This window comes from Nonomuraea sp. CA-143628 (assembly GCF_050942315.1).
Classification (GTDB): Bacteria; Actinomycetota; Actinomycetes; order Streptosporangiales; family Streptosporangiaceae; genus Nonomuraea.
The window spans coordinates 9,467,074-9,493,962 of sequence record NZ_CP192072.1; the positions used below are offsets into that span (position 1 = coordinate 9,467,074).

23 protein-coding genes are annotated in these 26,889 nt (G+C 71.0%); 12 read left to right on the forward strand and 11 right to left on the reverse strand.

Annotated elements, in window-relative coordinates; translation table 11 throughout:
- Positions 1-11 precede the first annotated feature (11 nt).
- Positions 12-770: an SDR family NAD(P)-dependent oxidoreductase gene (locus ACQP2T_RS43045; protein ID WP_433510611.1), complete on the forward strand. Its 759-nt coding sequence runs from the start codon at positions 12-14 to the stop codon at positions 768-770.
- A gap of 54 nt (positions 771-824) precedes the next feature.
- Here the strand turns inward: ACQP2T_RS43045 and ACQP2T_RS43050 are convergent, their stop codons facing one another.
- Genes ACQP2T_RS43050 through ACQP2T_RS43065 form a run of 4 tightly spaced genes read right to left on the reverse strand, consistent with a single transcriptional unit; the run spans position 825 to position 5,650 of the window.
- A complete protein-coding gene (locus ACQP2T_RS43050) occupies positions 825-1,211 on the reverse strand; it encodes a Zn-ribbon domain-containing OB-fold protein (RefSeq protein WP_433510612.1) in 387 nt (128 codons plus the stop codon).
- A 10-nt stretch (positions 1,212-1,221) separates the two neighbouring features.
- On the reverse strand, positions 1,222-2,385 hold the full coding sequence (locus tag ACQP2T_RS43055) for a thiolase family protein (RefSeq protein ID WP_433510613.1): 1,164 nt from the start codon (positions 2,383-2,385) through the stop codon (positions 1,222-1,224).
- A complete protein-coding gene (locus ACQP2T_RS43060; RefSeq protein WP_433510614.1) occupies positions 2,382-3,170 on the reverse strand; it encodes a crotonase/enoyl-CoA hydratase family protein in 789 nt (262 codons plus the stop codon). The genes ACQP2T_RS43055 and ACQP2T_RS43060 overlap by 4 nt, the downstream gene beginning before the upstream one ends.
- 2 nt (positions 3,171-3,172) lie before the next feature.
- A complete protein-coding gene (locus ACQP2T_RS43065; RefSeq protein WP_433510615.1) occupies positions 3,173-5,650 on the reverse strand; it encodes a CaiB/BaiF CoA transferase family protein in 2,478 nt (825 codons plus the stop codon).
- 309 nt (positions 5,651-5,959) lie between these two features.
- Here ACQP2T_RS43065 and ACQP2T_RS43070 point away from each other — a divergent pair, with 309 nt between their 5' ends.
- Together ACQP2T_RS43070 and ACQP2T_RS43075 are read left to right on the forward strand one after the other, a co-directional pair.
- Positions 5,960-6,877, forward strand: coding sequence for a LysR family transcriptional regulator (locus tag ACQP2T_RS43070; RefSeq protein WP_433510616.1), 918 nt, complete (start codon positions 5,960-5,962; stop codon positions 6,875-6,877).
- A 235-nt stretch (positions 6,878-7,112) separates the two neighbouring features.
- Positions 7,113-8,504, forward strand: a complete 1,392-nt coding sequence (locus tag ACQP2T_RS43075; RefSeq protein WP_433510617.1) for an MFS transporter — start codon at positions 7,113-7,115, stop codon at positions 8,502-8,504.
- A 53-nt stretch (positions 8,505-8,557) separates the two neighbouring features.
- On the opposite strand, the gene ACQP2T_RS43080 is transcribed toward ACQP2T_RS43075, so the two are convergent.
- The 3 genes from ACQP2T_RS43080 to ACQP2T_RS43090 form a co-directional block, all read right to left on the reverse strand.
- On the reverse strand, positions 8,558-9,451 hold the full coding sequence (locus ACQP2T_RS43080) for a sugar phosphate isomerase/epimerase family protein (protein ID WP_433510618.1): 894 nt from the start codon (positions 9,449-9,451) through the stop codon (positions 8,558-8,560).
- A gap of 10 nt (positions 9,452-9,461) precedes the next feature.
- Complete coding sequence (locus tag ACQP2T_RS43085) at positions 9,462-11,585, reverse strand: PQQ-dependent sugar dehydrogenase (RefSeq protein ID WP_433510619.1); 2,124 nt, start codon at positions 11,583-11,585, stop codon at positions 9,462-9,464.
- 185 nt (positions 11,586-11,770) lie between these two features.
- Complete coding sequence (locus ACQP2T_RS43090; protein WP_433510620.1) at positions 11,771-12,418, reverse strand: TetR/AcrR family transcriptional regulator; 648 nt, start codon at positions 12,416-12,418, stop codon at positions 11,771-11,773.
- A gap of 193 nt (positions 12,419-12,611) precedes the next feature.
- Between ACQP2T_RS43090 and ACQP2T_RS43095 the strand changes: the two genes are divergently transcribed.
- From ACQP2T_RS43095 to ACQP2T_RS43105, 3 genes are all read left to right on the forward strand, one after another.
- Complete coding sequence (locus ACQP2T_RS43095; RefSeq protein ID WP_433510621.1) at positions 12,612-14,093, forward strand: MFS transporter; 1,482 nt, start codon at positions 12,612-12,614, stop codon at positions 14,091-14,093.
- Positions 14,094-14,305: 212 nt separating this feature from the next.
- Positions 14,306-15,427: a PASTA domain-containing protein gene (locus ACQP2T_RS43100; RefSeq protein WP_433510622.1), complete on the forward strand. Its 1,122-nt coding sequence runs from the start codon at positions 14,306-14,308 to the stop codon at positions 15,425-15,427.
- Positions 15,424-16,023, forward strand: coding sequence for a hypothetical protein (locus ACQP2T_RS43105; protein ID WP_433510623.1), 600 nt, complete (start codon positions 15,424-15,426; stop codon positions 16,021-16,023). Before ACQP2T_RS43100 ends, ACQP2T_RS43105 begins: the two co-directional genes overlap by 4 nt.
- An 85-nt stretch (positions 16,024-16,108) precedes the next feature.
- Here the strand turns inward: ACQP2T_RS43105 and ACQP2T_RS43110 are convergent, their stop codons facing one another.
- Positions 16,109-16,480: a winged helix-turn-helix transcriptional regulator gene (locus ACQP2T_RS43110; RefSeq protein WP_433510624.1), complete on the reverse strand. Its 372-nt coding sequence runs from the start codon at positions 16,478-16,480 to the stop codon at positions 16,109-16,111.
- A gap of 68 nt (positions 16,481-16,548) precedes the next feature.
- Between ACQP2T_RS43110 and ACQP2T_RS43115 the strand changes: the two genes are divergently transcribed.
- A complete protein-coding gene (locus ACQP2T_RS43115; protein ID WP_433510625.1) occupies positions 16,549-17,385 on the forward strand; it encodes an SDR family oxidoreductase in 837 nt (278 codons plus the stop codon).
- A gap of 84 nt (positions 17,386-17,469) precedes the next feature.
- On the opposite strand, the gene ACQP2T_RS43120 is transcribed toward ACQP2T_RS43115, so the two are convergent.
- Positions 17,470-19,071: a carboxylesterase/lipase family protein gene (locus ACQP2T_RS43120; RefSeq protein ID WP_433510626.1), complete on the reverse strand. Its 1,602-nt coding sequence runs from the start codon at positions 19,069-19,071 to the stop codon at positions 17,470-17,472.
- A gap of 381 nt (positions 19,072-19,452) precedes the next feature.
- Here ACQP2T_RS43120 and ACQP2T_RS43125 point away from each other — a divergent pair, with 381 nt between their 5' ends.
- The 5 genes from ACQP2T_RS43125 to ACQP2T_RS43145 are packed head-to-tail and all read left to right on the forward strand — an operon-like array spanning position 19,453 to position 25,051.
- Entirely contained in the window at positions 19,453-22,110 is a 2,658-nt protein-coding gene (locus tag ACQP2T_RS43125; protein ID WP_433510627.1) for a sensor histidine kinase, read from the forward strand.
- Entirely contained in the window at positions 22,103-22,528 is a 426-nt protein-coding gene (locus ACQP2T_RS43130) for a roadblock/LC7 domain-containing protein (protein WP_357641159.1), read from the forward strand. The genes ACQP2T_RS43125 and ACQP2T_RS43130 overlap by 8 nt, the downstream gene beginning before the upstream one ends.
- Positions 22,525-22,875: a DUF742 domain-containing protein gene (locus ACQP2T_RS43135; protein ID WP_433510628.1), complete on the forward strand. Its 351-nt coding sequence runs from the start codon at positions 22,525-22,527 to the stop codon at positions 22,873-22,875. The genes ACQP2T_RS43130 and ACQP2T_RS43135 overlap by 4 nt, the downstream gene beginning before the upstream one ends.
- Complete coding sequence (locus ACQP2T_RS43140; RefSeq protein WP_433510629.1) at positions 22,856-23,437, forward strand: GTP-binding protein; 582 nt, start codon at positions 22,856-22,858, stop codon at positions 23,435-23,437. The genes ACQP2T_RS43135 and ACQP2T_RS43140 overlap by 20 nt, the downstream gene beginning before the upstream one ends.
- 54 nt (positions 23,438-23,491) lie before the next feature.
- Positions 23,492-25,051 (forward strand): PucR family transcriptional regulator, encoded by a 1,560-nt coding sequence (locus ACQP2T_RS43145; RefSeq protein ID WP_433510630.1) that lies wholly within the window; start codon positions 23,492-23,494, stop codon positions 25,049-25,051.
- A gap of 21 nt (positions 25,052-25,072) precedes the next feature.
- Here the strand turns inward: ACQP2T_RS43145 and ACQP2T_RS43150 are convergent, their stop codons facing one another.
- Together ACQP2T_RS43150 and ACQP2T_RS43155 are read right to left on the reverse strand one after the other, a co-directional pair.
- Positions 25,073-26,188: a tRNA-dihydrouridine synthase gene (locus tag ACQP2T_RS43150; RefSeq protein ID WP_433510631.1), complete on the reverse strand. Its 1,116-nt coding sequence runs from the start codon at positions 26,186-26,188 to the stop codon at positions 25,073-25,075.
- Positions 26,185-26,835, reverse strand: a complete 651-nt coding sequence (locus ACQP2T_RS43155; protein WP_433510632.1) for a DUF1989 domain-containing protein — start codon at positions 26,833-26,835, stop codon at positions 26,185-26,187. The genes ACQP2T_RS43150 and ACQP2T_RS43155 overlap by 4 nt, the downstream gene beginning before the upstream one ends.
- Between the last annotated feature and the right edge of the window lie 54 nt (positions 26,836-26,889).

Here is a 26,889-nt window from a genome sequence, read left to right on the forward strand (position 1 = left end):
CCGGAGGAACGATGAGCCTTCTCAAGGACCGGGTCGCCCTGGTCACCGGCAGCTCCCGAGGGATCGGGGCCGCCGTCGCGACCACGTTCGCGCAGGCCGGCGCCCGAGTCGTGCTGCACGGCCGCGACGAGGCCGCGCTCGCCGCGGTCCAGGCGCGCGTCGACGACCTCGGCGGCGAGGCCATCAGCGTGACCGGAGACGTCACCGTCGCCGCCGACCTCGATCGAATCCGGGGGCAGATCCTCGACCGGTACGGCCACGTCGACGTGCTGGTCGTAAACGCCGGCAGCACAGCCAGCCGCCCCACGCCCATCGAGGACATCACGGAGGAGAGCTGGCGGGCCGACATCGACCGGAACCTCACCGGCACCTTCCTGACCGTCAAGTGCTTCCTGCCCGGCATGAAGGAGCGCCGGACCGGCAACATCATCACCCTGTCCTCGGCGGCCGGGCGCAAGCCCAGCGAACGGACGATCGTCGCGTACGCCGCGGCGAAGGCCGGTGTGCAGCTCTTCACCCAGGATCTGGCCGCGCAGGTGGGCCCGTTCGGCATCCGGGCCAACTGCCTCGCCCCGGAGACGATCCTCACCGACACGAACCAGCAGTGGATACCGGCCGATGTCCAGCGCTCGCTGGCCGAGTCACACCCGCTGCGGCGGCTCGGCACGTCCGAAGACGTCGCCCGGGCCGCGCTCTTCCTCGCCTCCGACGATTCGAGCTGGATCACCGGCGTCATCGTCGACATCGCCGGTGGCGCGGTGCTGGTGTGACCCGTGGCTCGTGACTCGTGACCCGTGGCTCGTGAAACCGGCCTGATCAGCGGCTCACGATGACGCCGGGCGGAAGACCGGGACCGCTTCGCCGCCCTCGGGGTGCTCGAAGGCGACGCGGACCGGCATCCCGGCGTACACGTCCTCGGGCGCGGCGTCCGCGATCTGGAGCTGCAGCCATGGCTCCTCCGCCAGCTCGACGATCGCGACCACGGTCGGCGGCGCGCCCTTGGTGTGCACCACCGACCAGCTCACCACCGACCCTGTCCCGGAGGCGGCCGTCCAGGACAGCTCGGGTGAGCCGCACCTCGGGCACGTACGCGCCTGCGGAGCGGAGAAGCCGCCGCACTGATCGCAGTGCCGGATCAACAGTTCGCCGCGCGCGGTGCCGTCGAAGAACTCGGCGGTGGCCGCGTCGCGGTGGACGATTCCCACGGGCATCGGCATGCTCCTATCGCGCGTGCGGGCTGAGGATGAGGGTGGAGTGGTGGTCGAGTACGCCGCCGTTGCCGCTGACCAGCACCATGTCGTTGCGCGGGGCCTGACGGTCGCCGCCCTGGCCGCGGGCCTGGATGACGGCCTCCGACAGCGGGGTCATCCCCCACATGTAATAGGAGGAGAGCTGGCCGCCGCCGGTATTGACGGCCAGCGTCCCCTCCGGTCCCAGTACGCCGCTCGCGACGAAGGGGCCGCCCTCGCCCTTGGCGCAGAAGCCGTAGTCCTCCAGGGAGATGAGCGCGGTGTAGGTGTAGCAGTCGTACAGCTCGGCGACGTCGATGTCGCCGATCGACACCCCGGTCATCTTCAGCGCCGTCGGCCCTGACAGGGCGGCCCCGCTGACCAGGCCGAACTCGCTGTCCCTGCCCATGACGTACCCCGGGTGCGCCTGTCCCCAGCCGCGGATGTGCACGGCGGGCTGGGCGAGGTCGGCGGCCCGGTCGGCGGAGGTGACGATGACCGCGACGCCGCCGTTGCTGACCAGGCAGCAGTCGAGGAGGTGGAACGGCTCGGCGATCCACCGGGAGCTCTGGTGGTCCTCAAGAGTGATCGGGGTCCGCATCTGGGCCAGGGGGTTCCTGGCCGCCCAGGCGCGCTGCGCGACGGCTATGTGCCCCAGTTGCTCGCTGGTCGTGCCGTACTTCCGCATGTGCCGGCGGGCGGCCAGCGCGTACATGGTGTTGGCGCTGTAGATCCCGGAGGCCGCGGTCAGCCCTTGCCAGCCGGCCAGTCTGCGGCCCGCGCCGGCGTAGGCCGCGCCGCCCCCGGACGCCTTGTCCTTGAGCGGCGCGTCGGCGAAGACGCAGGCCACGACGTCGGCCATGCCGGAGGCGACGGCCATGGCGGCGTACTGGACCATGGCGCCGGCCGACGAGCCGTACGCCTGCACCTCCGACAGCAGGCGCAACTCGCGCAGCCCCAGGTCCCGCTGGAGGCTCAGGCCGACGTCGGCGGTGAGGCCGGTGTTGGTCAGCAGGCCGTCCACCTGACGCAGGTCGAGACCGGCGTCGGCGGCGGCGAGCCGTACGGCGTCGGCGGCGAACTCGGGCGCGCTCCGGCCGTAGACCTTGCCCATCTCGGTGATGCCGAGACCGGCGATGACCGATGTGCGGTTCATCGTCCCTCCCAAACCGGGGCGCGCTTCTCGGCGAAGGCGCGTGGCCCCTCCTTGGCGTCCGCCGACCGCATGAGCGCGGCGCTCTCGGCGGCGGTCCGTTCCCAGGCGGCCTGCTCGGACGGGATGGTGCCGTCGGAGATGCCGCGCGCGATCCGCTTGCTGGCCTGCACGGACAGCGGGGCGTTCGCGCTGACCGTCTCGGCCAGGGCGAACGCGGCGGTCAGCAGCTCGGCCGGCGGTACGACCCGGTTGACCAGGCCGAGCCGCAGGGCCTCGGCGGCGGTGACGGGCTCGCCGGTCAGCAGGATCTCCATGGCGATCTTCGTGGGCAGCTGCGCGGCCAGCCGGAACGCGCCGCCCGCGCCCGCGAGGATCCCGCGCTTGACCTCCGGCAGCCCGAACGCGGCGGTCTCGGCGGCCACCACCAGGTCGGCCCACAGGGCGATCTCGGTGCCGCCGCCGAGCGCGAACCCGTTCACAGCGGCGATGACCGGCTTGGCGATGGGATGCGTGACACACCCGGCGAAGCCCCAGTGCGGCTTGAGCCCTTCAGCGGAGAACTCCCCGCGGGCCACCGCCTTCAGGTCGGCACCGGCGCAGAACGCCTTGTCCCCCGCCCCGGTCAGCACCACGGCACGCACCGACGCGTCCGCGTCGGCCTCGTCCAGGGCCTCACCGACGGCGCGGGTCAGCTCCGCGTTCACGGCGTTGCGGACTTCGGGCCGGTTCAATGTGATCAATACGATGTGGTCGCGGCGCTCGACGAGCGCGGCGGGCTCACCCATGGTCAACTCCTCTTAGGTACGGTTGCTTCTTCCAGCACGCCCGCGTCGATGAGCGCCTGAATCTCGGACTCGGCCAGGCCGAGCAGCTTGGCGGCCACCAGCCGCGTGTGCTCCCCCGCCAGCGGCGCGGGGCGCAACTCGGGGTCGGCGACCCCACGGAAGGTGGCCGGGGCGTTCTCGGTACGCAGGGCGTGCTCGATGTACGGATGGCGCGTCTCCCGCAGGAACCCACGGGCGATGAGCTGGGGATCGTCCAGATACTCGATGACCCGCCGCATCATCCCGGCGGGCACCCCGGCCTCCTGCAGCCGCTCCATGGCCGCTCCCGGCGGGGTCACAGCCGTCCACCCGGTCACGGCCGCGTCCACGACGTCGCGGTGCGCGCGGCGGCCCGCGGCGGTGGCCAGCCGCGCGTCGGCGCGCAGGTCGGCGCGGCCGATCACCTCGCACAGGCGCCGCCACTGCTCGTCGCCGTCGACGCTCACCACGCACCACTCGTCGTCGCCCGCGCACGGGTAGACCCCCTGGGGCGCGTCCCACTCGCCGCTGTTGCCGTGGGCGGTGAACGAGCCGGGTTCCAGTGATTCGCGCAGGAAGCCGGTGGACAGCTGGGTGAGGATCGTCTCGGCCTGGGCGACGCTGACCGTTCCGCCCTTCCCGGTACGCCGCCGCTCGATGAGCGCGGCGAGCACGGCGACGGCGCCGACCCGCGCGGCGATGTGGTCGGGATAGATGGTGATGCCGTCGCAGAACCCGGCCTCGACCTCGGTGTCCCGCCAGAGCCCGGTCAGCCCGGCGGAGGCGCGGACGAGCGGGCCGTAGCCCATGCGCCTGCTCCACGGCCCGGTCGGGCCCAGGGCGCTGCTGTCGGCCATGATGATCTCGGGGTTCAGCTCGCTGATGACGTCGTAGCCGAGACCCAGCGACTCCAGCGTGCCCGGCTTGAAGTTGGACAGGATGACGTCGGAGCCGGCGGCGAGCCGCTTGAAGAGATCCAGGCCCTCGGGCGAGCGGAGGTTGATCCCGGCGCTGAGCTTGTTGCGGTGGCCCCAGGCGAAGCCGACGCTGATGACCTCGTCGCCGAGCGACTGGCGGCTGCCGTCCGGGTAGGCCCGGCTCTCGATCTTGATGACCTCGGCGCCCTGGTCGGCGAGCAACCGGCCCAGCTCCGCGCCGACCACGATGACACCCAGGTCCAGCACCCGGAGCCCGTCGAGGGGCCGCCGCGGCGCAACCTCGGCCGAGTCGGTGGTGACCGGCCTTCCGAGAGCCGAGTCCGTGGTGACCGGCCTATCGAGGGCCGTGCCGGAGGTGACCGGCCTGCCGGGTGTCACCGCGCCGAAGACCTCGTCGTCGTGCTCCCCCGGCTCGGGGGCCCGGTGCCGGAACCCGGCCCGTACCCCGTTCACCTCGACATACCCGGACGGCACCCGGCCGGTCAGCCCCGGGGCGATCTCGGTGTCGACCAGGCTGCCCCGCGCCCGGAAGTGCGGGCTGTCGAGCACCTCGCCGGGGTCGAGCAGCGCCGCGATCGGCACGCCGCGCTCCTGGCCCTGGGCCACGAGCTCGTCCCTGGTCCGGTCCCTGAACAGCTCTCCCATGAGGACGCGCAGCCGCTCAGCGGCTCCGAACCGGGCGGCCATGCTGTCGTACTTGGGGTCGGCGAACTCCTCCGGTTCCTTCAGCCAGCCGAACATCCCGCGCCACTGCCGTTTGGCCAGCACGCAGATCCGGACGTACCCATCGGCGCACGGGAAGATCGGGTACAGGTCGCCCGCCTGCGGACGGCCGCGCGGCAGGCGGGTGGCCGGGACCCCACCGGTGGCCGAGCCGCCCATGCCGAAGCCCGGGTCCAGGACCTGCGCGGTCATCTCGTACACCGAGCAGTCGACGTGGTCGCCGCGACCGGTGTCGAGCCGGTTCAGGTACGCCAGCAGGCCCGCCCACGCGGCCTGGACGGCCGCCGACTCGTAGGCCAGCGGGCCGGGCGGCATGACCGGCCGACGGCCGGGGATGCCGGAGCGCGACAGCACCCCGCCGAGCGCCAGGTGCGTCCAGTCGGTGCCGATCCAGTCCCGGTACGGGCCGGTCTGCCCGAAGTCGGTGATCGAGACGACGACCAGCGCCGGGTTGCGCGCCAGCAGCGCGTCCGCGCCGAGACCGAGGCCGTCGAGGGTGCCGGGGCGTTCGGTCTCGATGAGGAAGTCCGCCCCGGCGGCCAGGTCGAGCAGCCGGTCACGGCCGGCGGGGTCGCGCAGGTCCAGGGTGACGCCGCGCTTGTTGGCGTTGTGCGTGGCGAAGTAGAGGCTCACGCCGTCGTGGACGGGCTCCCAGTGACGGGTCGGCGCGCCGCCGGGCGGCTCGACACGGATGACGTCGGCGCCGAGGTCGGCGAGGAAGCGGCCGCACATCTCGGCCTTGCCGTCGGCCAGGTCGATGACCCGAAGACCGGCGAGGGGAAGGCCCCTGGCTGCGGGCATGGTGAATCACCCCACGGTGTGAAGGATGCGCGAGTACGCCGGACATGACCTGTCGCGGCGGAGGGATCCCGGCCCGCGAGCGGCGGTTCAGGGCCGCGTGCCAGGACCGTCGAGCGGTTCGGGACCGCTCGCCAGGATTTCGAGCGGTTCATGGCCGCTCGCCAGGATTGTTGCGAACAGGTTTCCTACAACCGTGAGGATGCCACCCAGTTTTCAGTCTGAAAACGTCCGAATCGGCAACGTGCTACGCGTCCCGATCGGCAACATGCCGGTTGACGCGCGGCGACGGCCCGCCACAGACTCCCGCTCATGGACGTACAGCAGCTGCGATGCTTTCTCGCCGTCGCCGAGGAGCTCCACTTCGGTCGCGCGGCGGAGCGGCTGCACCTGACTCCGTCGCCGGTCAGCCGGGCCGTCAAGGACCTTGAGCGCGAGCTGGGGGCCGAGCTGTTCGTCCGCCGCTACCACCAGGTGGAGCTCACCGCCGGCGGCACGGTCCTGGTCGAGCGGGTACGCGGCATCCTGGAGCAGGTGGACGGCCTGAAGGACGTGCTCCGGGAGGCGTCCGGCACCAGGAGCCGGGTGGTCCGCGTGGGCGGCACGCACCTGTGCCCGCCGGCCGTGATGGACCGGTTCTTGGCCGTGACGGAGCAGGCGTTCCCCTCGTTCGCGGTGGACGCGACGGCGGCGCCGTCCGCCGAGCTCCTGCCGGCGCTGGAGCGCGGCGGGCTCGACGCGGCCCTGGTCCACCTCCCGTTGGACCGGCCCGAGCTCGACAGTCTCGTCGTGGCCCGCTACGTGTTCTCGGCGGCGATGCGGGCCGACGACCCGCTGGCCGGCGCCGGCGAGCTGACGTTGCGGGACCTCAAGCACCGGATCTTGACCGTCGGCCCGCTCACGCCCCAGCCCCTGGCGATGGACCGGCTGCACCGGCGGCTGAAGAGCGCCGGCATCACCTCGCTCCACGAGATGCCGGACAACGACTCCGTCATGCTGGCCAGCCACATCCGCCGCAGCCACGGCGTCACGCTGACGCTCGACCCGCGCAACGGCGGCGCCGCCCGGGTCTTCGACGACCCGGCCTTCGTGATCGTCCCGCTCCGCGACGACCTGGAATTCCTGCTCGGCGTGGCCTGGCACCGGTCGCGGGCGGGGCAGGACGACGTCGTACGCCGGCTCGTCCACGCGCTGCGTCACGAGTGGTCCGGGCAGGCACTCACCCTTTAGGGCGTCCCCTTCGTTGCGTTTTCGCGCATGTGCACATGCGCCAAACCGCGATGGTCACCACCGCCGGGACCTGCCTACGGTTCCCAGCACCACCTCTACGTGAGCCCTGTCACAGCCCCCATCCCGCCGGCGCGGACCGCTCACCGCTTCATGTCCGCTCACTGCTCATGTCCTGGAAACCGCAGGAGAGCGCCTCCAGCTCGTGCTCCGTTTGCCCCATTCCAAGGAGGCCGCCATGTCTCAGACGCCCCTCGACTCGCCCGCCCCGGAACCGCCGGTGTCGGCCCGCAGCGTGGATGCCCGCATCGACGCCATGCCGAAAGTCGGGCTCAGCCGCGCGGGCTGGCTCGCCCTCATGCTCTGCTTCTTCTTCGCCAACTACGACATCTCCGTCCTGACCATCACGCTGCCCTCCATGCGGAGCGCGTTCGGGCTGGCCGGGGCCGAGCTGGGTTACCCGATCACGTGGAACCTCGTCGGTTACTGCATCGGCGCGTACGCGTTCGGGCACATCGCGGACCGGCACGGCCGGCAGAAGGGCCTGGCGCTGACCATCCTGGCGCTCGGCATCGGCGGGCTCCTCACGGCGTTCTCGTGGGACGTGTGGTCACTGACCTTCTTCCGGTTCCTGACCGGGTGCGGGATGGGAGCGGTGCTCGCGCTCTGCTCGGCCTACATCGGCGAGCTGGCACCCAAGAACCAGCGCGGCGGCTACCTGTCGCGCCTGTACATGGTGGGCACGGTGCTGCTCCTGGCGATCGGGTTCGTCTCGCTGCTGGTCCTGGGCGCCTCCCCCGACGGGTGGCGCTACCTGCTGGCCTTCGGCGGCCTGGTGCTCCTGGTGCTGCCGCTGGTCAGCAGGCACGCGCTGGTGGAGTCGCCGCGCTGGCTGGTGGCCACGGGCCGCACGGAGGAGGCCGACCGCATCGTCCGCGAGATGGAGACCCGTGTCGGCCTGCCGCCGGGCGGCGTCGTCCCCGCTGACGAGGAGGAGCCCTTGGAGACGGCTCCCGCCGAGGAGACGGTGCCGGCCCGCGCCCTGTTCAAGGCCCCGTACCTGGGTCGCATGCTGATCGTGCTGGGTTTCTGGTTCATCTTCTACATCGCGATGTACGGCTACGCCAGCTACCTGCCGCTCATCCTTGAGGGCATCGGCATCTCGACCTCCGACGCGGTCCTGGTCAGCGTGCTCACCCGGGCCATGCCGCTGGTCTCCACCGTCGCGGCCGTACTGCTGGTGGAGCGGATGGAACGCCGCACCATGGTCATCATCGGCACGCTGGTCTTCGCGGCCTCCCTGCTGCTCATCACCCTGGACATGGGCGAGGCGGTCGCCACCATCGGTGCCCTGTTCAGCTCGTTCGGCATCGCCTTCATGGCGACCCCCGCCTACACCTACACGGCCGAGGTGTTCCCCACCCGGGCACGGGGCACGGCGTCGGCCATCGCGGACGGAGTCGGGCATCTGGGCGGTGCGGTCACCCCCTTCGTCGTGCTGCCCATCCTGACCGGCTTCGGCGCGCGACCGGCGTCGTTCGTCCTGGTGGGGCTGCTGGTGGTCGCCGCCGGCATCATCCGCCTGGGCGTCCGCACCCGCGACCGCTCACTGACCGATATCGCCGCCTGACCCGGACGCCCAAGGAACCGGGCGCCCAAGTACCTGGGCGCCCGGAACAAACCTTAGAACCGCACCTTCCGCAGGTAGCGATATCCGACCTCGGCGGTACGCCGGGGAGTCACATCGGGAGTGTCGTTCTCCACGATGTACTCCAGCACGCGGTGCTTGTCGAAGATGCGCCGGAAGTCGATGGTCCCGGTGCCGAGGTCGGCCATGTCGCCGTCGGGCGCTCGATCCTTGACGTGGAACTGCAGCACCCGCTGCGGCGCCCTGCGGATGACGTCGAGCGCGAAGCGCACGGGGTCGGGGGCCCCGCTCCCGACGCCTCCGGTGACCACCCAATAGAGGTCGATCTCCAGATGGACCAGGTGCGGATCGAGCTCGGCGGTGAGCACGTCCCAGGGCGTCTTGCCGCCGCCGAGGTCGGTGGTGAACTCGTGGGCGTGGTTGTGGTAGCCGTAGCGCAGCCCGGCCGAGCGGGCGGCCCGCGCCTCGACGTTCATGCGCTCGGCCCACGCCTTCCACTCGTCCTCGCTGGTGGAGTTCAGGTAGGGCACGACCATGAAGGACTGGCCGAGGGTCAGCGCGTTGGAGATCTTCGTGTCAAGACCGGCCTGGTCGGTGGTGAGGCCGTCGTGGCTGGAGCTGGCCCGGATGCCGATCCCGTCGAGGAACTGGCGGAGCTGCTGGGCCGTACGACCGAAGTAGCCGAGCGCCAGCTCGACCTTCCGGTAGCCGGTCTCGGCCAGGTAGGTGAGCGTGGCGTCGTAGTTCTGGGCGAGGTCGTCGCGTACCGTCCAGAGCTGGATGCTGATCTGGTTCGGCGGGATGCACTCCCCGCCGGAGCGGCGCGGCGTCGCCGCGGCGGCGGGCGAAGCGGCGGCCAGCGCGGCCGCCCCGAGTCCGAGGCCCGCGGCGAGCAGGGAGCGCCTGCTGGGGCCATAGCCGAAGCACATGGGGAAACTCCTAACGTGTGGGCTGGAGGACGACCTGGTCGCTGCCGGTCAGCGGGGGCAGGTCGGTGCCGCCGGGGTCGGTGTAGCCGGCGACGAAGACGCCGGTGAGATGGTCGGTCTCCGGATCGTGTCCGCTCGGCAACGTGGTCTGGATGGAGCCCGTGCAGCCGCGGGCCGTGGTCTGCGGGTGGCCGTGGTCGTCGTGGCCGAGGATGTAGTCCACGGTCACCTTGGCGCAGTCCACCGGCTGGTCGTCGGTGACCCGTACCTCGAACTCGACGACGTCGCCGAAGTGGAAAGCCTGCCCTTCGGCGGGCCGGACCAGCTCCACGACCGGGGCGGCGTTGCCGACCACGATCCGTACCGACGTCGCCGCGGACATGCCGGCGGTGTCGGTGACCTTGAGCGTGGCGTTGTAGAGGCCGTTCTTCTGGTAGGTGTACGACGCCTCGGGGCTGCGGGAGTCGACCTTGCCGTCGGCGTCGAAGTCCCAGGCGTAGCGGAGCCTGTCGCCGTCGGGGTCGGTCGTACCCGCGCTGGTGAAGCGGACGGTCAGGGGCGCGTGGCCGTCGGTCGGCGTCCCGGTGGCGGCCGGGACGGGAGTGTGGTTGCCGGTGTTGCCGATGTAGTCGTAGCGCGCGAGCTGGGCGTCCGGGTTCTCCTGGAAGTAGCCGTCGCCGTACTCCAGCACGTAGAGCGCGCCGTCAGGGCCGAACTCCATGTCCATCGGGTTGTCGAAGACGAACGAGGGCAGCACGTCCTCGATCCGCCCGTCACGGTGGAACGCCTTGACGTAGTCGCGGGTCCACTCGTAGAAGAGCGGAACGCCGTCGAAGTACTTCGGCCACCCCACGGCAGTCCGGCCGCGCGTGTTACGCGGGTCGAAGTGGTACGCCGGACCGGCCATCGGCCCGATGCCGCCGGTGCCCAGCTGCGGGAACTCCGCCGAAGCCCCGTAGGAGTACCACACGTTCGGCTGCGTCACCGGTGGCAGCGCGCGCAGGCCGGTGTTGTGCGGCGACTCGTTGACGGGCGCGGCGCAGTTGAACGCCGCGCCTGACGTACCGGTCGCGAAGTCGTAGTCGACGTACGGGAGCCGCGCCGTCGCACAGTACGGCCAGCCGTAGTTGCCGGCCTTGCGGATCACCGTCCACTTGCCGGTCCCCGAGGGGCCGCGCTGGGGATCGGCCTCCCGCGCGTCGGGCGAGTAGTCGGCGACGTAGAGCTCGCCCGTGGACCGGTTGAGCTCGATGCGGAAGGGATTGCGCAGGCCCATCGCGTAGATCTCCGGCCGGGTGCGCGCCGTGCCGGGCAGGAACAGGTTGCCGCGCGGAATCGTGTAGGACCCGTCGGCGCGGACCTTGATGCGAAGGACCTTGCCGCGCAGGTCGTTGGTGTTGCCGGCGCTGCGCTGGGCGTCGAAGGCGGGGTTGTGGTCGGGCCGCTCGTCGATGGGGTTGTAGCCGTCGGAGGAGAATGGGTTGGTGTCGTCGCCGGTGGACAGGTAGAGGTTGCCGTCGGCGTCGAAGACGATGTCCCCGCCGACGTGGCAGCAGATGCCGCGGTTCACCGGCACGTCGAGGATGCGCTGTTCGGTACGGAGGTCGATGGTGGTGCCGGTGAAGCGGAAGCGGGACAGCCGGATCAGCCCGTTGAACGGCGCGAAGTCCGCCGGCGTGCCGGTGACCGGGGCGTCGCCCTCGTTGAAGTCCGGCGTCGCCGGGTCGTCGACGGGCGTGTTGAGCGGCGGGGAGTAGTAGAGGTAGACCCAGTCGTCGGCCTTGGAGCCCTTACCGAAGCCAGGGCTGAGGGCGATGCTCTGCAGTCCCTCCTCGTCGTGCCGGTAGACGTTGAGCCGGGCGGCCTCCGTGTTGAGGCCGGTCTTCGGATCGTGTAACCAGACCACACCGGGCCGGGTGGTGTGCAGGACCCTCGAATCCGGTAACACCGCCAGGTCCATGGGCTCGCCCGGATTGTCGTTCAGCGTCACCTTCTGGAACTGGCTGTCGGGCGGCGGAGCCGCGACGGTCCCACCGGCGTTCGTGGTGGCGGCGGCGGTCCCGGTGGCGTTGGCGGCGGCCGGCATGAGGATCGCCGCAGCGATCAGGGCGGCGAGCGCGGTTCTCGTTCTCATGCCTCTCCCTTCGTTCTGCTCAGGGGGATAAGAGAGGGCAAATTAACGTGAATGTAACCCGGCTTACGCCGATCGAGGAGGGCCTAATTACGCACGATCAAACAGCTTTCGCCTTAGATCGGACTAAGTACCGCACGCCGCTGGACCGTTCAGGTGCGGTGAGCTCTACCTGAACGGTCCAGCGGTTACGAGCGGGGCGTGACCGGAGCCAGCCAGAGACCGACGATCGCGTCGATCAGCCCGGTCGCGGCGTCGTGCCAGCTGGACCGGGGTGTGGGGGTGCCTTCGGCGAGCGCGCGCTCACGCTCGGCGATCATGTGCACCATCAGCTGACGCGCCATGTCGCCGCGTTCGAGGCGTACCTCCAGCGGGAGATCGGGAAGACACCGGTTGAGCCCGTCGATCGCTTGGCGCAACGACGGCGAGCTGATCGTCTCCTCGATCATGATCTCGCGCAGCGCGGGATCGGTCATCACCTGGGCGCTGAACCGGGCGAACCAGGTGGGGTTTCCCAAAGCGCCCAGGTGCTCGGTGACCGGGCGCAACAGACAGCCCACCCAGTCCCGCGCGTCCGTGGAGCCGGCCGTCTCGGCCAGCATCCGCAGGCGCAGCCGCTCCATCGGCTCGGTGTGCTTGCGCACGATGGCGCGTACGAGATCCGCCTTGGTGCCGAAGTGGTAGCCGACCGCCGCCGTGTTGCCCTGGCCGGCGGCCTCGCTGACCTGGCGGTTGGACACGGCGAAGACCCCGTGCTCGGCGAACAGCCGCTCCGCCGCCGTCAGGATCTGCTCTCGCGTCGCGCTCACGCGCTCGGCCCGGGCGGTTCTCTCCATCAGGTCACCACCGTACTGGAAGCTCGCTCAGTCCGCCGACGAGGCACGAATGAGCCCCGGCCCACCGTACGTCCTCCTCGAATTCGGCCCTCGGTACGCGCCCAGTCAACCGGCCCTGCTAATTTAAGTCAAACAGTTGATTTAAGTTGTGGCCGGATCGCAGATATCCGGCCGCTCGGACGGAGACCTTTCCATGCGCCATGCAAACGCTCAGCCCGTCGAGGCCGAGCCGCCCGGCCCGCCGCGGACCAATGCCGTCGTGGTGGTGCTGGCCTTCGCCGGGATCGTGGTCGCGCTGATGCAGACCCTGGTGATCCCGCTGATCCCCCAGCTCCCCCGGCTCCTGAGCGCCTCGCCCTCCGACGCCACCTGGGCCATCACCGCGACGCTGCTCGCCGGCGCCGTCGCCACCCCGGTCATGGGACGACTGGGCGACATGTACGGCAAGCGGCTCATGCTGCTCATCAGCCTGACCCTGCTGGTGGCCGGCTCGACCGTCGCCGCCCTCAGCGACTCCCTGGCGCCGATGGTCGTCGGACGGGCCCTTCAAGGGCTGGCGGCGGGCGTCATCCCCCTGGGCATCAGCATCATGCGCGACGAACTGCCGGCCGAACGCCTCGGCTCGGCCACCGCGCTGATGAGCGCCTCACTCGGCGTGGGCGGCGCGCTCGGCCTGCCCGCGGCCGCCTTCCTGGCCGAGCGCACCGACTGGCACGTGCTGTTCTGGACCGCGGCGGGATTCGGCGCCGTGGCCGCCGTGCTCGTGCTCACGCTCGTACCCGAGTCCAGTGTCCGCAGCGGGGGACGCTTCGACCTGGTGGGCGCGGCCGGACTGTCGGCCGCGCTGGTGTGCCTGCTGCTGGCCATCTCCCAGGGCGCCGGGTGGGGCTGGACCAGCGGCCGTACCGTCGGGCTGTTCGCGGCCTCGGTCGTCGTCCTGCTGCTGTGGGGCTGGTGGGAGCTGCGTACCAGGCAGCCGCTGGTCGACCTGCGCGCCACCGCGCGCCGTCAGGTGCTGCTCACGAACCTCGCCTCCGCCGTGTTCGGGTTCGCGATGTTCGCGATGTCCCTGGTGCTCCCCCAGTTGCTGCAGCTGCCCGAGGCCACCGGTTACGGGCTCGGCCAGTCGATGCTGGTCGCGGGCCTGGTGATGGGTCCGTCGGGCCTGGTGATGATGGCCATGGCACCGCTGTCCGCGCGCATCTCCAGGGCCAGGGGGCCCAAGACGACGCTGATGGTCGGCGCCGTCGTGGTCGCCGCCGGCTATGGCCTGGGCACCATGCTGATGTCCGCGATCTGGCAGCTCGTGCTCGTCTCCGCCGTCATCGGGGCCGGCATCGGGCTGGCGTACGGGGCCATGCCCGCGCTCATCATGGCCGCCGTGCCCCTGTCCGAGACGGCCGCCGCCAACAGCCTCAACACCCTGATGCGCTCGATCGGCACCTCGATCTCCAGCGCCGTCTCGGGCGCCATCCTGGCCCAGCTGACCATGTCCCTCGGCCCTGTGATCGTCCCGTCCCAGAACGGTTTCCGCGTCGTCTTGGCCCTCGGCGCCGTCATGGCCCTCATCGCCCTGGTGATCATGTCCTTCATCCCCGGGCGCCGCCCGGCCGCCCTCGCGGGGACGACGCGCACCGCCGTCCCCGCGCATGCCAAGGAGCCTTCCGCGGGCTGATTCACTCCGGCGGCCCTGAGGGGAGGCTGCCACGCAAGCAGGTTGACGTGCTCCTCGCCCTGTCACCGCCCGCCCGGCGGCCTCGTCGTACTGATGAATCCAGGAAGTGATCTCACGGCAGGGCACTCACCTGCCTGAGTTGAGTAGAGGCCTACTCATGACCCGGCCGGGCTGCGCGCCTAGCGTCAAAGCCCTGAGCCGGGGAGGTGGCGATGCGCCGGTACGGCCTGGTGGCCTACGTACTTGCCGCGAGCGTGATGGCGTTGATGGCCGCGTGCGTGATCGGGCTGAGCCCGGCGACAGCCGGGGCAGCGGGGGCGGCGGAGCCGACGGCCGAGGCGACGGAGGGGGCACCGACGGCCGAGCCGTCCTGCCCGACCCTGTCCGAGTGGAACAGCGTGACGCATGACGGCACCCGCTCGGGGCCGGTGCCGAACGTCATGGGGATGACCCGGGACAGCGCGGTCGCCGCGCTGGCCCAGGGTGGCTTCGCCACGGAGTCGACACCTTCCGACGCGGCGGGCGACTGGACCGTCACCGACCAGACCCCCACCAGCGAGGAGCTCGCGAACTGCGGCTCCACCGTCACCATCGACCTGCAGGCGCCGACCGTGGCGGTCCCGGATGTCGTGGGCGACCGGCAGGACGCGGCGGAGAAGAAGATCCGCGACAAAGGACTCGTCCCCTCGGTGGCCGAGGGAGAGGGGACGGGCGTGGTGGACGCCCAGGATCCCGCCGCCGGCACGCAGGTGCCCAGCGGCAGCACCGTGACGCTGACCCTGCGTCCCCCCGCGCCGACGTCCCCGACACCTGACGACCGCGTCGAGGTCCCCGACCTGAACGGGCTCAGCGCGAACGTGGCGCGGCGGCAGCTTCAGGGCCTGGGGCTCACGCTCGTCGTGGGCAGCGGGAACTCGGGCCGCGTGATCGAGCAGGATCCGGCCGCCGGCACCATCGTCGACCGCGGCAGCTCCGTCACCGTCACGCTGGCGGCGAGGCCCACGCCGACCGACCCCGCGAGCCCGGACGTCACCCCCACCGGCACCGACGAGTCGCCGCGGGTCAGCGACATCGACTCGGAAGAGACCGACTCGTCGAGCACGCCGCTGCCCGGCTTACTGGTGGGCGCGCTCGTGGCGGTGGGCGTAGTGGTCTGGGCGCTGCGCCGCGCCCGCCGAGGCCGGCGGAACTCCACGACGCCCTCCGTGGTCTGCGTCCCGTACGCCGACCTCTCGCCGAGCTTGCGGATCCGTGAGTTCGCGCCCTCGCTCAACCTCGACTTCGTCTGCCACCACGACCCGGGCCGGCAGGAGATCAGGGAGATCGTACGGTGACCGTTACCTTAATCACCCACCCCAGCACCGCCGACCTGCTGCTCTACGCCGACCCGAAACAGGCGGCCCAGGAGCTGGCGCGGGCCGTGGACGCCCGCCGGGTGCTCGACGAGATCAACCGGCAGGTCCAGACGCCGCCCGGCGAGCTGGCACGCCGGGCCGCGGAGGCGGGCGCCGACCTGCTCGGCGGCATCGATGTGGGGTCGGTGCTGCTGGGCGGCTGGGCGAAATACCGCAGCCTGCGCGCCGCGGCCCGCAGTACCTTGGACAACCCGGGCATGGGGAAGGTCGTGCCGCTGGCCGAGCACGAGGTCGTCTCCCACCACGAGCCCTATGTCGAGGTACAGGTCAACGGCCGGCCGGTCGGCCGGCTGACCTTCGGCGTGGACCTCATCCTGCATCTCACGGTGGTGCAGGCCAGGGTGCGCGGCGGCCGGCTGATGGGGCTGACCGGGGGCGACTGCACGGCCGCCATCGCCTGCAAGATCCAGGGCGTCGAGGTGGCCAGGAAGGAGTTCGTGGTGGTCACGCTGCCGATCAACCGCGACTTCGGGCAGGGCTTCGCTCTGCTGCCGGAGGCACGTACGGCGAACTGACGGCCGGCTGACACACCCGGCACGGACGACTCGGACGGCGAGCTGACGTGCCAGCGCGGACGGCCAGCTGATGTATCAGCGCGCCCTAACGGCCCTGGTAGCCCTCGCGGGCGGTCACGACGTCGGGCATGCGGTCCTCCAGCCAGGTGATGAGGGGGATCAGCCGCTCGGCGGCCTCGCGACCCATCGAGGTGAGGCTGTATTCGACCCGGGGCGGAATCGTGTGCTCGGCCACCCGCAGCACCATGCCATCGCGTTCCAGGGTCTGGAGGGTCTGGGACAGCATCTTCTCGCTCACCCCGTCGACGCGGCGGCGCAGCGCGTTGAAGCGGTAGGGCCCCTCGTAGAGGGCCACCAGCGCCAGGATCGCCCAGCGGCCGGTGATCGTCTCCAGCACCGACCGAGAGGTGCACTTGCGCGAGAAGACGTCGGCCACCAGGTTCTCGAACTCCTCCATGCGTGCTAGCTTACAGTGCTTTCTGATAGAAAGTACTAACCGTAAGTTCGTACTGAGAGGGAGTAATCATGATCGTGGTAACCGGAGCCAGCGGACACCTCGGCCGGCTGGTGGTCGAGGAGCTCAAGAAGCGGGTTCCCGCCGGGCAGATCGTCGCGGCGGCGCGTACCCAGGAGAAGGCCGCGGATCTCGGCGTAGAGGTCCGCGAGGCCTCCTATGACCGGCCCGAGACGCTCAAGAGCGCGTTCGAGGGCGCCACCAAGGTGCTGCTCGTCTCCGGCACCGAGGGCAACCGGCTCCAGCAGCACTCGGCGGTCGTCGACGCGGCCAAGGCGGCCGGCGCCACGCTCACCTACACAAGCGCACCCAAGGCCGACACCACCGAGGCCGGCCTCGCCGCCGACCACAAGGCGACCGAGGACTACATCAAGGCGTCCGGCGTGACGTACACGATCTTGCGCAACAACTGGTACCACGAGAACTACGAGCAGTCGATCGCGACCGCTCCCCAGCTCGGCGCGGTTTACGGCGCCGCGGGCGACGGCCGGATCGCCTCCGCCTCGCGCGCGGACTACGCCGCGGCCACGGCCGCCGTGCTGGCCGGAGACGGCCACGACGGCAAGATCTACGAGCTGAGCGGCGACACCGCCTGGACGCTCGCCGACCTGGCCGCCGAGATCTCCAAGGTCACCGGCAAAGAGGTCGCCTACCAGAACCTGCCGAAGGACGACTTCGCGGGCGTTCTGGCCGGCGCCGGTCTTCCGGCTCCGTTCGCGGCGCTCTTGGCCGACGTGGACGTCAACATCTCCCGTGGCTGGCTCGCCGACACTCCCGGCACGCTGAGCGAGCTCAGCGGCCGGCCGACCCAGCCGATCGGCGAGTATGTCCGCTCCCTACTCGGCTAGTCACAGCAGCATGCACCCCGCCCAGGGCCGGGGTTGTCGCCCCGGCCCTAGGCGTATCAACAGAAGTCGTACCAATAGCAGCGGTCAGAGCGCGTCCCACAGGTCGCAGTTGTGCTCGGTGGCCATCTCGGTGGCCGGGACCATCACCGACCGTCCGCCGGCCCGCAGTGACATGACGCGCGAGGTGCGGTTGTAGTCCGGCCACGGCGACGCGTACGGCGCCTGCGGCCGGGCGAGCCGGGTGAACGAGCCCCAGTAGTGCACCATGTCCGCCGCCAACCGGCGCTCGGCCGCGTCGAAGGTGGGCGCGATCGGCGTGCCGTTGTCGAAGCTCGGCCACAGGTAGGCCAGCTCGGCGGCGTGCCCGGCGCCCCACTCGTAGCCGACCGGCTCGGGGGTGAGGCCCGGCCCCGTACGGTGGTCGAACCGGTAGGCGAACACGCGGGTGTAGGCGGACAGGTCCTTGATGAACTTGAGCGTCGGGCAGCCGCCCAGACCGGCGATGAACCCCGAGTCGGTGAAGATCGCCGCCGCCAGGTACGCGCCGGTGAACCGGTCGGGCGTCGCCGGCCAGGGATACCGGCGCAGGATGGCGTCGGCGTTGGCGCCGTACAGGGACCGGACGAAGTTCTCGTACTGCGTTTGGGTCCAGTCCAGATTGCCCTGCGCGAACGTACGACCCTCGTCGCGGGTGGAGCCCACGATCAGGGGCACGCGCTGGAAGTGACCCGCCCGGACGGCGTCACCGGGAGCCTCCGGAAACACCGGGCCGCCGTGCACGAACGAGCTGAACTGCGGCCCGTCGACGAGCCGCGCCGGGGACAGCGCGCGCAGGCAGGCGACGGCGGTCGCGTCGTCGGCGCAGCCGAGCTGGCCGGCGATGGAGGTGCCGGACTGCTCCCCCTGGCTGACGGGCTGGCTGATGCAGGCGCCGCTCTGGATGATCGCGCGGTTGAAGAGCCCGCTCGATCCGGGGGCGGTGAGGTGGCCGCAGACGGAGAACCCGCCGGCCGACTCGCCGTCGATGGTGACCTGCCGGGGGTCTCCGCCGAAGGCGGCGATGTTGCGTTGCACCCAGCGCAGCGCCGCCTGCTGGTCGAGGAAGCCGTAGTTGCCGGACTGACCGGCCTCGCGGGTGAGCGCCGGGTGGGCCAGGAAGCCGAACACGCCCAGGCGGTAGTTGATGCTCACCACCACGACGTTCTCGAGCCGGGCGATCAGGCTGCCGTCGTGCTGGTTGCCGGAGCCGTTGACCAGGCCGCCGCCGTGGATCCAGAACAGCACGGGCAGCCGCTGCCCGGCCTTGGTGCCGGCGGGCCTGAACACGTTGAGGTACAGGCAGTCCTCGGTCTCGGAGCGCGGTCCGTTGGTGCTGGCCGCGGCGGGACAGCGGTTGCCCCACTCGGCGGCGTCGCGGACGCCCGTCCACGCGCGGGCCGGGCGTGGTGCGCTCCAGCGCAGGTCGCCGACCGGCGGCTGCGCGTACGGTACGGCCAGGAACCGGTCCACGCGATCGGCCACGGCGCCCTTGAGCAGACCGGTCTCCGCCCGCACCACCGGGCGGGCCGCGCCGGCGAGGGCGGGGGTCGCGGGGAGTCCTAAGAGAAGGGCGGCGACGGCGGTCAGCAGCGCGACGACGCGACGGCTCGTTCTCCTTTTCGGTGTAGGAACGAGGGTTTCAGGCATGTACGCAACTCCTTCGGGACGGGCCGGAGGGAATCAGGCGCCTGAAACATAGCTCTGGTCCGATCTCCCGAATAGCGCTCTCCCGGTGGATGGAAGGCTTTTACCGCAAACCCCGGCTGGGACGGGGATCCGGGCCGCGGCGGCGTCGACGCTCGTCACTGTGCGTCAGACGCAAACCGTCACGATCACGAACCGTGCACTGACGAGGAGTCAACCCGCCATTGTGCACGAATCTTCACATCTGGAGCTTGAAGTACATCTGCCCCATCGGCATAGTGGACGCACCACAGGCGTATCAGTCGTGGCGGGCATCCTGGGGGGCCGCTACCAGTTCACGACTGCCTAGCGGCGCACCACTACGCGCGGAATTGGACACGATGGATGAGCTCGCCTCCGCCGATCCGCACCAAACTGCTGAGGATCCTGCTGCTTCCGCTGGTCTCGATGATCGCCTTATGGGGGTTCATCGCCTACTCCAGTGTGGATGAGATCGCCGCGGTCTCCCAGACGCAGGACCGGTGGGACGCCATCGGGTCGCCGGTTCTGGAGCTGATCATCGAACTGCAGCAGGAGCGGCAGCTTTCGGCGGCGGCGCCGCGCGGCACCCGCACGTACGCGCTGCTGGCCGAGCAGCGGCCGATCACCGATGGCAAGGTCGCGCGGCTGCGCGACGCCATCGGATCCATCGGCACGGGTGGCGAGGAGTCGGAGGACGACACCCCGGCCGAGGTGCGGGAGCTGGTACGGGCGCTCGACGGCCTCCAGTCGCTGCGCGAGCGCGCGGACGAGGGCGCGCTGTCCCCGCCGCTGAAGATCATCGACGCGTACAGCAACCTGATCAGCATCGCCAACCGGCAGTTCACCGACTCCGACGCATTGAGCAGCCTCTCCTCCTACCGCGCGGTGCGCGGCATGGCGGCCTACAGCGCCACGGCGGAATACCTGGGCCAGGAGCACGCCGTGCTCACCAGCACGATCGTGCGCAGCAAGATGACCCCCACGGACCGTGCCTCGTTCGTCGCCGCCATGACCGGCCGCCGGCTCGTCTTCGCCAACGCCGAACGCGACGCGGGCCCCGAACTGCGGGAGAACTACGACAAGCTGGTCGCCAGTGCCCCGTACAAGCGGCTGCTGGCGGTGGAAGACCGGCTGTTCGGCTGGGACACCAACGGGTCGCCGCCGGTGGACCCCGACGAGTGGAAGTCCGACGCCGAGACCCTCCTCAGCGCGATCAACCTCGACACGCACGCCGAGCTGGGCCGCACCTCGGTGGAGGCCGAGGACCAGAAGACCGGGGCGTACTGGCGGATCTGGCTGGTCCTGATCCTGGGCCTGGCCGCGGTGGTCGCGTCGGTGGCGCTGTCGTACCGGTTCGGCCAGTCGCTGATCAGTGAGCTCAGACGGCTTCAGGCCTCCGCGGTCGAACTCGCCGAACAACGGCTGCCCCGGCTGGTCGAGCGGCTGCGCCGCGGCGACGACGTCGATCCGGCCACGGAGGCCCCCGGCCTCGACCCGGCCCACACCGCCGAGGTCGATCGCGTGGTGAACGCGTTCGCCGCCGTACGCCGGACCGCGGTCGAGGCCGCGGTGGGCCAGGCGACCCTGCGCAAGGGCGTCGCCCAGGTCTTCCTCAACCTGGCCTGGCGCAACCAGGCGCTGCTGCATCGCCAGCTCGCGCTGCTCGACACCATGGAGCGCCGGGTCGACGATCCGGAGGTCCTGGAAGACCTCTTCAAGCTCGACCACCTGACCACCCGCATGCGGCGGCACGCGGAGAACCTCATCATCCTGTCCGACTCCGCCCCCGCCCGCCGCTGGCGCGACCCCGTGCCGCTGTTCGACGTCGTACGGGCGGCGGTGCTGGAGGTAGAGGACTACACCCGCGTCACCATCGCGCCGATGCCGGACTCCCCGTTGCTGGTCGGCGCCGCGGTCACCGACGTGATCCACCTGATCGCCGAGCTGGTGGAGAACGCCGCCGTCTTCTCCCCGCCCGACACGACCGTGCACGTCCGCAGCATGACGGCGGCCAACGGCTTCGCGCTCGAGGTGGAGGACCGGGGCCTGGGGATGAACCAGGAGACCCTCGACGAGCTCAACGCCCGGCTGGTCGACCCGCCGGAGTTCGACCTGGCCGACAGCGACCGGCTCGGCCTGTTCGTGGTGTCCAGGCTCGCGGCCCGGCACAACATCAAGATCATGCTGCGCCGCTCGCCGTACGACGGGACCACCGCGATCCTGCTGCTCCCCACGGCCCTGCTCGCCAACGCCGAGGCCCTGGCCGTCGCCGCGGCGCACCCGGTGGGCCACGGCGGTCGCGCGCCCAGGCCCATGCGCGCGATCGGCACCGCGCCCGCCGAGGCCCGGCCCCGCGTGGTGTCCCTGTCCCCGGAGCCGTTCTCTCCGGAGCCCTTCTCTCCCGTCGCCTCGGATGCCTTCTCCGCTTCGGACGCCTACTCCGCCTCGGATGCCTTCTCCGCTCGCGGGGCGGAGGCCGTGAACGGCCGACAGGTCCCCGGCGACCCCGGCGGCCACGGGGTCTCGGCAGACCCGGACGGCCCGCCGGACGCGCCCACCCCCGCTCCGGAGCCCGAGCGCGCGACCTGGTTCGACGCCGGCCCCGTGCCGAGGCCGGCACCCGGCCCGGCGAGCGATGGGCTAGGGAGCGATGGGCTAGAGAACGGACCGGCGACCGGGCCGGGGAGCGAGGCCGTCGCCGAGCCGAGTACCGGACCGATCTCCAGGCGAGGGGTCGGCTCGGCCGGATCCCCCGGCCCATCCGTAGAGTGGAGCCGCACGGTGCCCGCCCAGGAGGCCGACGAGGACCTCGACGGGCTGCCCATGCGCGTACCTCAAGCCAACATGGCTCCTCAGCTGCGCACCGCGCGGCGCACAGACCGCAGCGCGGTCTCAGTGCGCTCGCCTGAGGAGCTTGCACAGATCATGTCGTCCATGCAACGCGGCTGGCAGCAGGGCCGCGGCCAGACGGAGCAGGAACACGACGTGTGGAACCGAAAGGACGACCAACCCGATGCCTGACGCCAGAAGTGAACTGAGCTGGCTCCTCGACGACCTCACCCAGCGGGTCCCCGGCATCCGGCACGCCATCGTGCTGTCCGCCGACGGGCTGGCGATGGGCGGGTCCCGGGAGCTGACGCGGGAGGACTCCGAGCACCTGTCCGCCATCTCCGCCGGCAGCCACAGCCTCGCCATGGGCGCGGGACGGCACTTCGGCCTGGGCGGCGTACGACAGACCATCATCGAACTGGAAGGCGGCTTCCTGTTCGTCACCGCGGCGGGCCAGGGCGCCCGGCTGGCCGTGCTCGCCTCGGGTGACGCCGAGCTGGGCATGGTCACCTACGAGATGGCGCTCATGGTCAAGCGCGTCGGGGAGCACCTCTCCTCTCAGCCGAGGGGAGCGGCACCGGCACCCGCCTGGAACGGCGCGAGACCGTGACCGGGGAGGATCCCGGGCCGCTGATCCGGCTCTTCGGGCTGACCGGAGGCAGGGCGCGACCTCGTGGCGAGACGTTCGACCTGGTGGCCATCGTCACCACGGTCGGCGGTTCCCACGAGCCCGCGGACCTGATCCCGGAGCATCGCACCGTGCTGTCGGTGTGCCGCAGGCCCACACCAGTGGCGGATGTCGCGGCCCACCTCAAGCTGCCGCTCAACATCACGCGGGTGATTCTGGGCGACCTGCGACGCGAGGGTCTTGTCACCATCGAGCGCCCGCGCCCCGCGGCGCAGACGATCGACGAACGCATCTACAGGGAAGTGCTGCATGGGCTACGCAGCCTCTGAGCCGGGGGCGACCGCGGTCGCCTCGGCCTTGGCCATCAAGATCCTCATCGCGGGCGGCTTCGGCGTCGGCAAGACCACCATGGTCGGCACCATCAGTGAGATCCGGCCGCTGCACACCGAGGAGCTCCTGAGCGAGCGGGGCATCGGGGTGGACGACACCTCCGGCGTCGACTCCAAGGTCACCACCACCGTGGCGCTGGACTTCGGCCGCATCACCATCCGCGACGGCTTGTGGCTGTACCTGTTCGGCACCCCCGGGCAGGACCGGTTCTGGTTCATGTGGGATGAGCTGTCGGTCGGCGCGCTCGGTGCCGTCGTGCTCACCGACACCCGCCGCCTGCAGGACTGCTTCCCTGCGGTGGACTACTTCGAGCAGCGCGGCATCCCTTTCCTGGTCGCCGTGAACTGCTTCGACGGGGCCAAGCGCTACGACCCGGCCAAGGTACGGCGGGCGCTCGGCCTGGCCGAGACCACCCCGGTGGTGCTGTGCGACGTACGCGAGCGCGAGTCGGTCAAGGAAGTGCTCACGTCGCTGGTCACGTACGCGGTGGAAGGGGCCTGACCCCCATCGGAGGAAGCTCCATAGAATCAGGTGCTGGCTGTCTATAGTTACACCGTGTTCACGCTTCAAGCCCTGGTGGATCGCGCCTCACTCGAACTGCGGGTGCTGGTGCCGGGCCGGCCAGGCGCGCTGGACGAGCCGGTCGCCTGGGTGCACAACACCGAGCTGGCCGACCCTTCGCACTACGTACGCGAAGGCGAGCTCGTCCTGACGAACGGCCTGTGGATCGACCAGGTGCCGCCGGAGCACTTCGTACGCAATGTCATGAAGGCCAAGGCCGGCGGCATCGTGTTCGGCCTGCGCGCCGAGACGCCCGCCACTCCCCCGGAGCTCGTCGAGGCCTGCCGCGAGGGGGAGCTGCCGCTGCTGGAGATCTCCATCGCGGTGCCGTTCACGGCGGTTTCGCAGGCCGTGGCCGACATGCTGACCGACGAGCGCAAGCAGTCGCTGGTCGGCATGGTGCGCCGGGGAGACGCCCTGGCCACGGCGATCTCCCGGGGAGCCGGCGCCTCCGGGGTGCTCGACGTCCTGCGGCGCGACCACGACCTGCCGCTCGCGGTGGTCGACAGGATGGCGCGGTCGCTCGCGATGGCCGGCGCCGATCTCGACGCGGACCAGTTGCACGCCGTGGCCACGGGGCTGGCCAAGAGACCGCCGGCTCTGGAGGTGGATCTGGGGGACGCGGGACGCGCGGCGCTGTTCCCGGTGGGCGCCGTCGGCGACATCGACGCGGCTCTCATCTGCCTGCGCCCCTTGCGCGAGCTCGCGGCGGACGAGCGGGCGGCGCTGGAGCAGACGGCCCGCTTCCTCAGCCTGGAGGTCGCGAAGCAGCAGGCGGTCCAGGCGATCGAGATGCGCTTCGCCAGCGAGCTCCTGGAGATGATCCTGTCAGGAGGCCGACGCTCCGCCGAGGTCCCCGGCCGGCTGCGCGCCTTCGGCGTGGATCCGGGCGGTCCGCTGGCCGTCTGCGCCGTGGCGTTCGCGCTCGGCGAGACCGCGACGATGCACGGGCTCGCCGAGGTGATCGGGGAGTTCTTCGCGGCCGAGGGGGTGCCGGTCGTCGTGGCCGATGGCACGCAGGACGTCGTCGCCGTACTGCCCTGGCGCCATCCCGAGCGTGAGCTGCCACTGCTCGTCGAGCGCCTGGTACGCGACGTCGAACGGCGTTTTCCCGGCCTTCGCCCGGTCGCGGGCCTGGGCGGGCTCGCCGCCCACTCGGCCGAGCTGCGACCCCGGCTGCTGCAGTCCAGGGAGACCTGCCGCGTGCTGCGGCGGACCCGCACGGGGCCTTCCGTACGGGCCTTCGCCGACCTGGGTACGCACCGGCTGCTCCTCGGATCGCTCGACGTGGAGACCTTGCGCCAGTTCTCCGGCGAGCTCCTCGGGGCGATGAAGGACCATGACGCGCGGCGCGGCGGTGAGCTCGAACTGACGCTGCGGACGTATCTCGATCACGACGGGCAGTGGGCGGCGACGGCCGGCGCGTTGCACGTCCATGTCAACACCCTCCGCAACCGGCTGGCCAAGATCACCGAGCTCACCGGCAGGGACGTGGGACGCACCGAGGATCGGGTGGACCTGTTCCTGGCGCTGACCATCGACGCGATGGACTGAGCTGGACGTGCTGGACCGAGCTCAGGCCGTCTGCCGCCACCGGCGGGCGTTGCTCAGCGTCGCCATCGGCTGGAGCATCTGGTGGTCGAAGGCCGCCATGGGCAGCCTCTGGGCCAGGCGCCGCGGGAAGTCCGGGTTGGCGAGCGCGCCCCGGCCCAGGGTCAGCACGTCCGCGTGGCCGTCCTCCAGCAGCATGGCCGCCTGGTCGAGGTCGTGCATGCCGCCGTTGGCCAGCACGGGCAGTCCCGTCACCTTCCGGGCGAGGCCGGTGATCGTCATCCCTCCGTCCAGGGTCGCCGTCTCCACCCAGTCCCGTCCTTCGCTGGCAATGTGCAGGTAGGTAGCGCCCGCCTCGGCGAGCGCGGCGAAGATGGTCTCCGCGTCCCTGGAGCCGCCCGCCCATCGGTGCGTGAAGTCGTTGACCTTGCCCTGCGACAGGCGGATCCCCACGCAGAAGCGCGGGCCCAGCTCCGCGCGGATGGCGGAGACGATGTCGGCCGCCAGTCGTGCCCGACGGGCGACCGTGCCGCCGTAGCGATCGTCGCGCTCATTGGTGTAGTCCGTCAGGAACTGGTCCACGAGATAGCCGTTGGCGCCGTGCACCTCGACCCCGTCGAAACCCGCCCGCCGGGCGCGGACAGCCGAGGCCACGAAACCTGCCACCGCGCGGTCGATGTCCTCCTGGCTCATCGCGCGGGGCGTCGGCCATGAGCCGTGCCCGCCGTACTCGGGCATCTTCTCCCCGCGTGGCGGGACGGCCGACGGCGCCACCGTCTCCTCGCGGTAGCGGTTGCCCTGCGACAGCGCGCCCGCGTGCATGAGCTGGAGGATCGTCGACGCGCCCGCGTCGTGCACCTGCCCGACGATCTCCCGCCAGGCGGCCTCGTGACCGTCGGTGACGATGCCCGGCTGGTTGGTGTACCCCTGGCTGTGCCAGGTGTCGGTGTAGGTTCCCTCGGTCACGACGAGGGAGAAGCCGCCCTGCGCGTACGCCCGGTAGTAGTCGGCCATCTCGGCTGTCGGCGTGCCGTCGGCGGCGGCGGACACCCTGGTCATGGGCGAGACCGCCAGCCGGTTGGCGAGGCTGAGCTCGCCGACGCGTTCCGGTCGTAGGGCGGGATGCTGGACATCGTTCATAGTTCGCTCTCTCCTTGTGTGATCGAGCCTTGTGTGATCGAGCCTCGTGTGATCGAGCCTCGTGTGATCAGGTCGATCGCCAGCGGCGTCGGCCGGTGCCCGTTGATGCCGACCAGGTCCTGCGGGCACGCCGAGAGCACGAACACGCAGTCCATCGCCGCCTCGAACGTGATCGCGTCACCCGGGCGGCTGACCGAGCTCAGCCAGCTCAGCCGGCCGTCGTCCGCCACGGGAATCCTCATGAACACGTTGACGGGCTGCGGCGTGCTCGGGCAGGCCAGGCCGAGCCTGGACAGGCTCTCGCCCAGGTTGTCCGCGCAGGAGGCATGGAACCCGGGCACGCCCAGAGCGCGATAGCGCGCCGGGTCGCAGGCCGCGATGAGCATGTCATGCCGGCCGGGCGAGGTGTCCGCCACCAGGGTGAGGACGGGCCTGCGCCGGTCGGTGACGAACTGCTCGCCGACCAGCGGGAACAGGCGGCTGATGGCGGCCCGTGTGTGCGACGCGCTGAGGTGCTCGCTCACGTCGTCCGCGGCGAACGCGAACACGTCACCGACCTGACCTCCGTCAAGATCGGTGACGCGGACGCGCTGACCGGTGCTGACCTTTACCGCCCGCCCTTCGCCGGCGGGCACGATGACTCGCATGCCGACAGCCAAGCAGCCGGACTACGCGCCTGCCCATGGAGATTGCTACCGCAT

Coding starts and splice junctions, on each gene's coding strand:
- ACQP2T_RS43090 (WP_433510620.1), bottom strand. CDS start 12,418: ATGGAGAGAACCGCCCGGGCCGAGCGCGTGAGCGCGACGCGAGAGCAG.
- ACQP2T_RS43045 (WP_433510611.1), top strand. CDS start 12: ATGAGCCTTCTCAAGGACCGGGTCGCCCTGGTCACCGGCAGCTCCCGA.
- ACQP2T_RS43115 (WP_433510625.1), top strand. CDS start 16,549: ATGATCGTGGTAACCGGAGCCAGCGGACACCTCGGCCGGCTGGTGGTC.
- ACQP2T_RS43100 (WP_433510622.1), top strand. CDS start 14,306: ATGCGCCGGTACGGCCTGGTGGCCTACGTACTTGCCGCGAGCGTGATG.
- ACQP2T_RS43055 (WP_433510613.1), bottom strand. CDS start 2,385: ATGAACCGCACATCGGTCATCGCCGGTCTCGGCATCACCGAGATGGGC.
- ACQP2T_RS43065 (WP_433510615.1), bottom strand. CDS start 5,650: ATGCCCGCAGCCAGGGGCCTTCCCCTCGCCGGTCTTCGGGTCATCGAC.
- ACQP2T_RS43110 (WP_433510624.1), bottom strand. CDS start 16,480: ATGGAGGAGTTCGAGAACCTGGTGGCCGACGTCTTCTCGCGCAAGTGC.
- ACQP2T_RS43085 (WP_433510619.1), bottom strand. CDS start 11,585: ATGAGAACGAGAACCGCGCTCGCCGCCCTGATCGCTGCGGCGATCCTC.
- ACQP2T_RS43070 (WP_433510616.1), top strand. CDS start 5,960: ATGGACGTACAGCAGCTGCGATGCTTTCTCGCCGTCGCCGAGGAGCTC.
- ACQP2T_RS43080 (WP_433510618.1), bottom strand. CDS start 9,451: ATGTGCTTCGGCTATGGCCCCAGCAGGCGCTCCCTGCTCGCCGCGGGC.
- ACQP2T_RS43095 (WP_433510621.1), top strand. CDS start 12,612: ATGCGCCATGCAAACGCTCAGCCCGTCGAGGCCGAGCCGCCCGGCCCG.
- ACQP2T_RS43125 (WP_433510627.1), top strand. CDS start 19,453: ATGAGCTCGCCTCCGCCGATCCGCACCAAACTGCTGAGGATCCTGCTG.
- ACQP2T_RS43060 (WP_433510614.1), bottom strand. CDS start 3,170: ATGGGTGAGCCCGCCGCGCTCGTCGAGCGCCGCGACCACATCGTATTG.
- ACQP2T_RS43130 (WP_357641159.1), top strand. CDS start 22,103: ATGCCTGACGCCAGAAGTGAACTGAGCTGGCTCCTCGACGACCTCACC.
- ACQP2T_RS43120 (WP_433510626.1), bottom strand. CDS start 19,071: ATGCCTGAAACCCTCGTTCCTACACCGAAAAGGAGAACGAGCCGTCGC.
- ACQP2T_RS43150 (WP_433510631.1), bottom strand. CDS start 26,188: ATGAACGATGTCCAGCATCCCGCCCTACGACCGGAACGCGTCGGCGAG.
- ACQP2T_RS43075 (WP_433510617.1), top strand. CDS start 7,113: ATGTCTCAGACGCCCCTCGACTCGCCCGCCCCGGAACCGCCGGTGTCG.
- ACQP2T_RS43155 (WP_433510632.1), bottom strand. CDS start 26,835: ATGCGAGTCATCGTGCCCGCCGGCGAAGGGCGGGCGGTAAAGGTCAGC.
- ACQP2T_RS43050 (WP_433510612.1), bottom strand. CDS start 1,211: ATGCCCGTGGGAATCGTCCACCGCGACGCGGCCACCGCCGAGTTCTTC.
- ACQP2T_RS43140 (WP_433510629.1), top strand. CDS start 22,856: ATGGGCTACGCAGCCTCTGAGCCGGGGGCGACCGCGGTCGCCTCGGCC.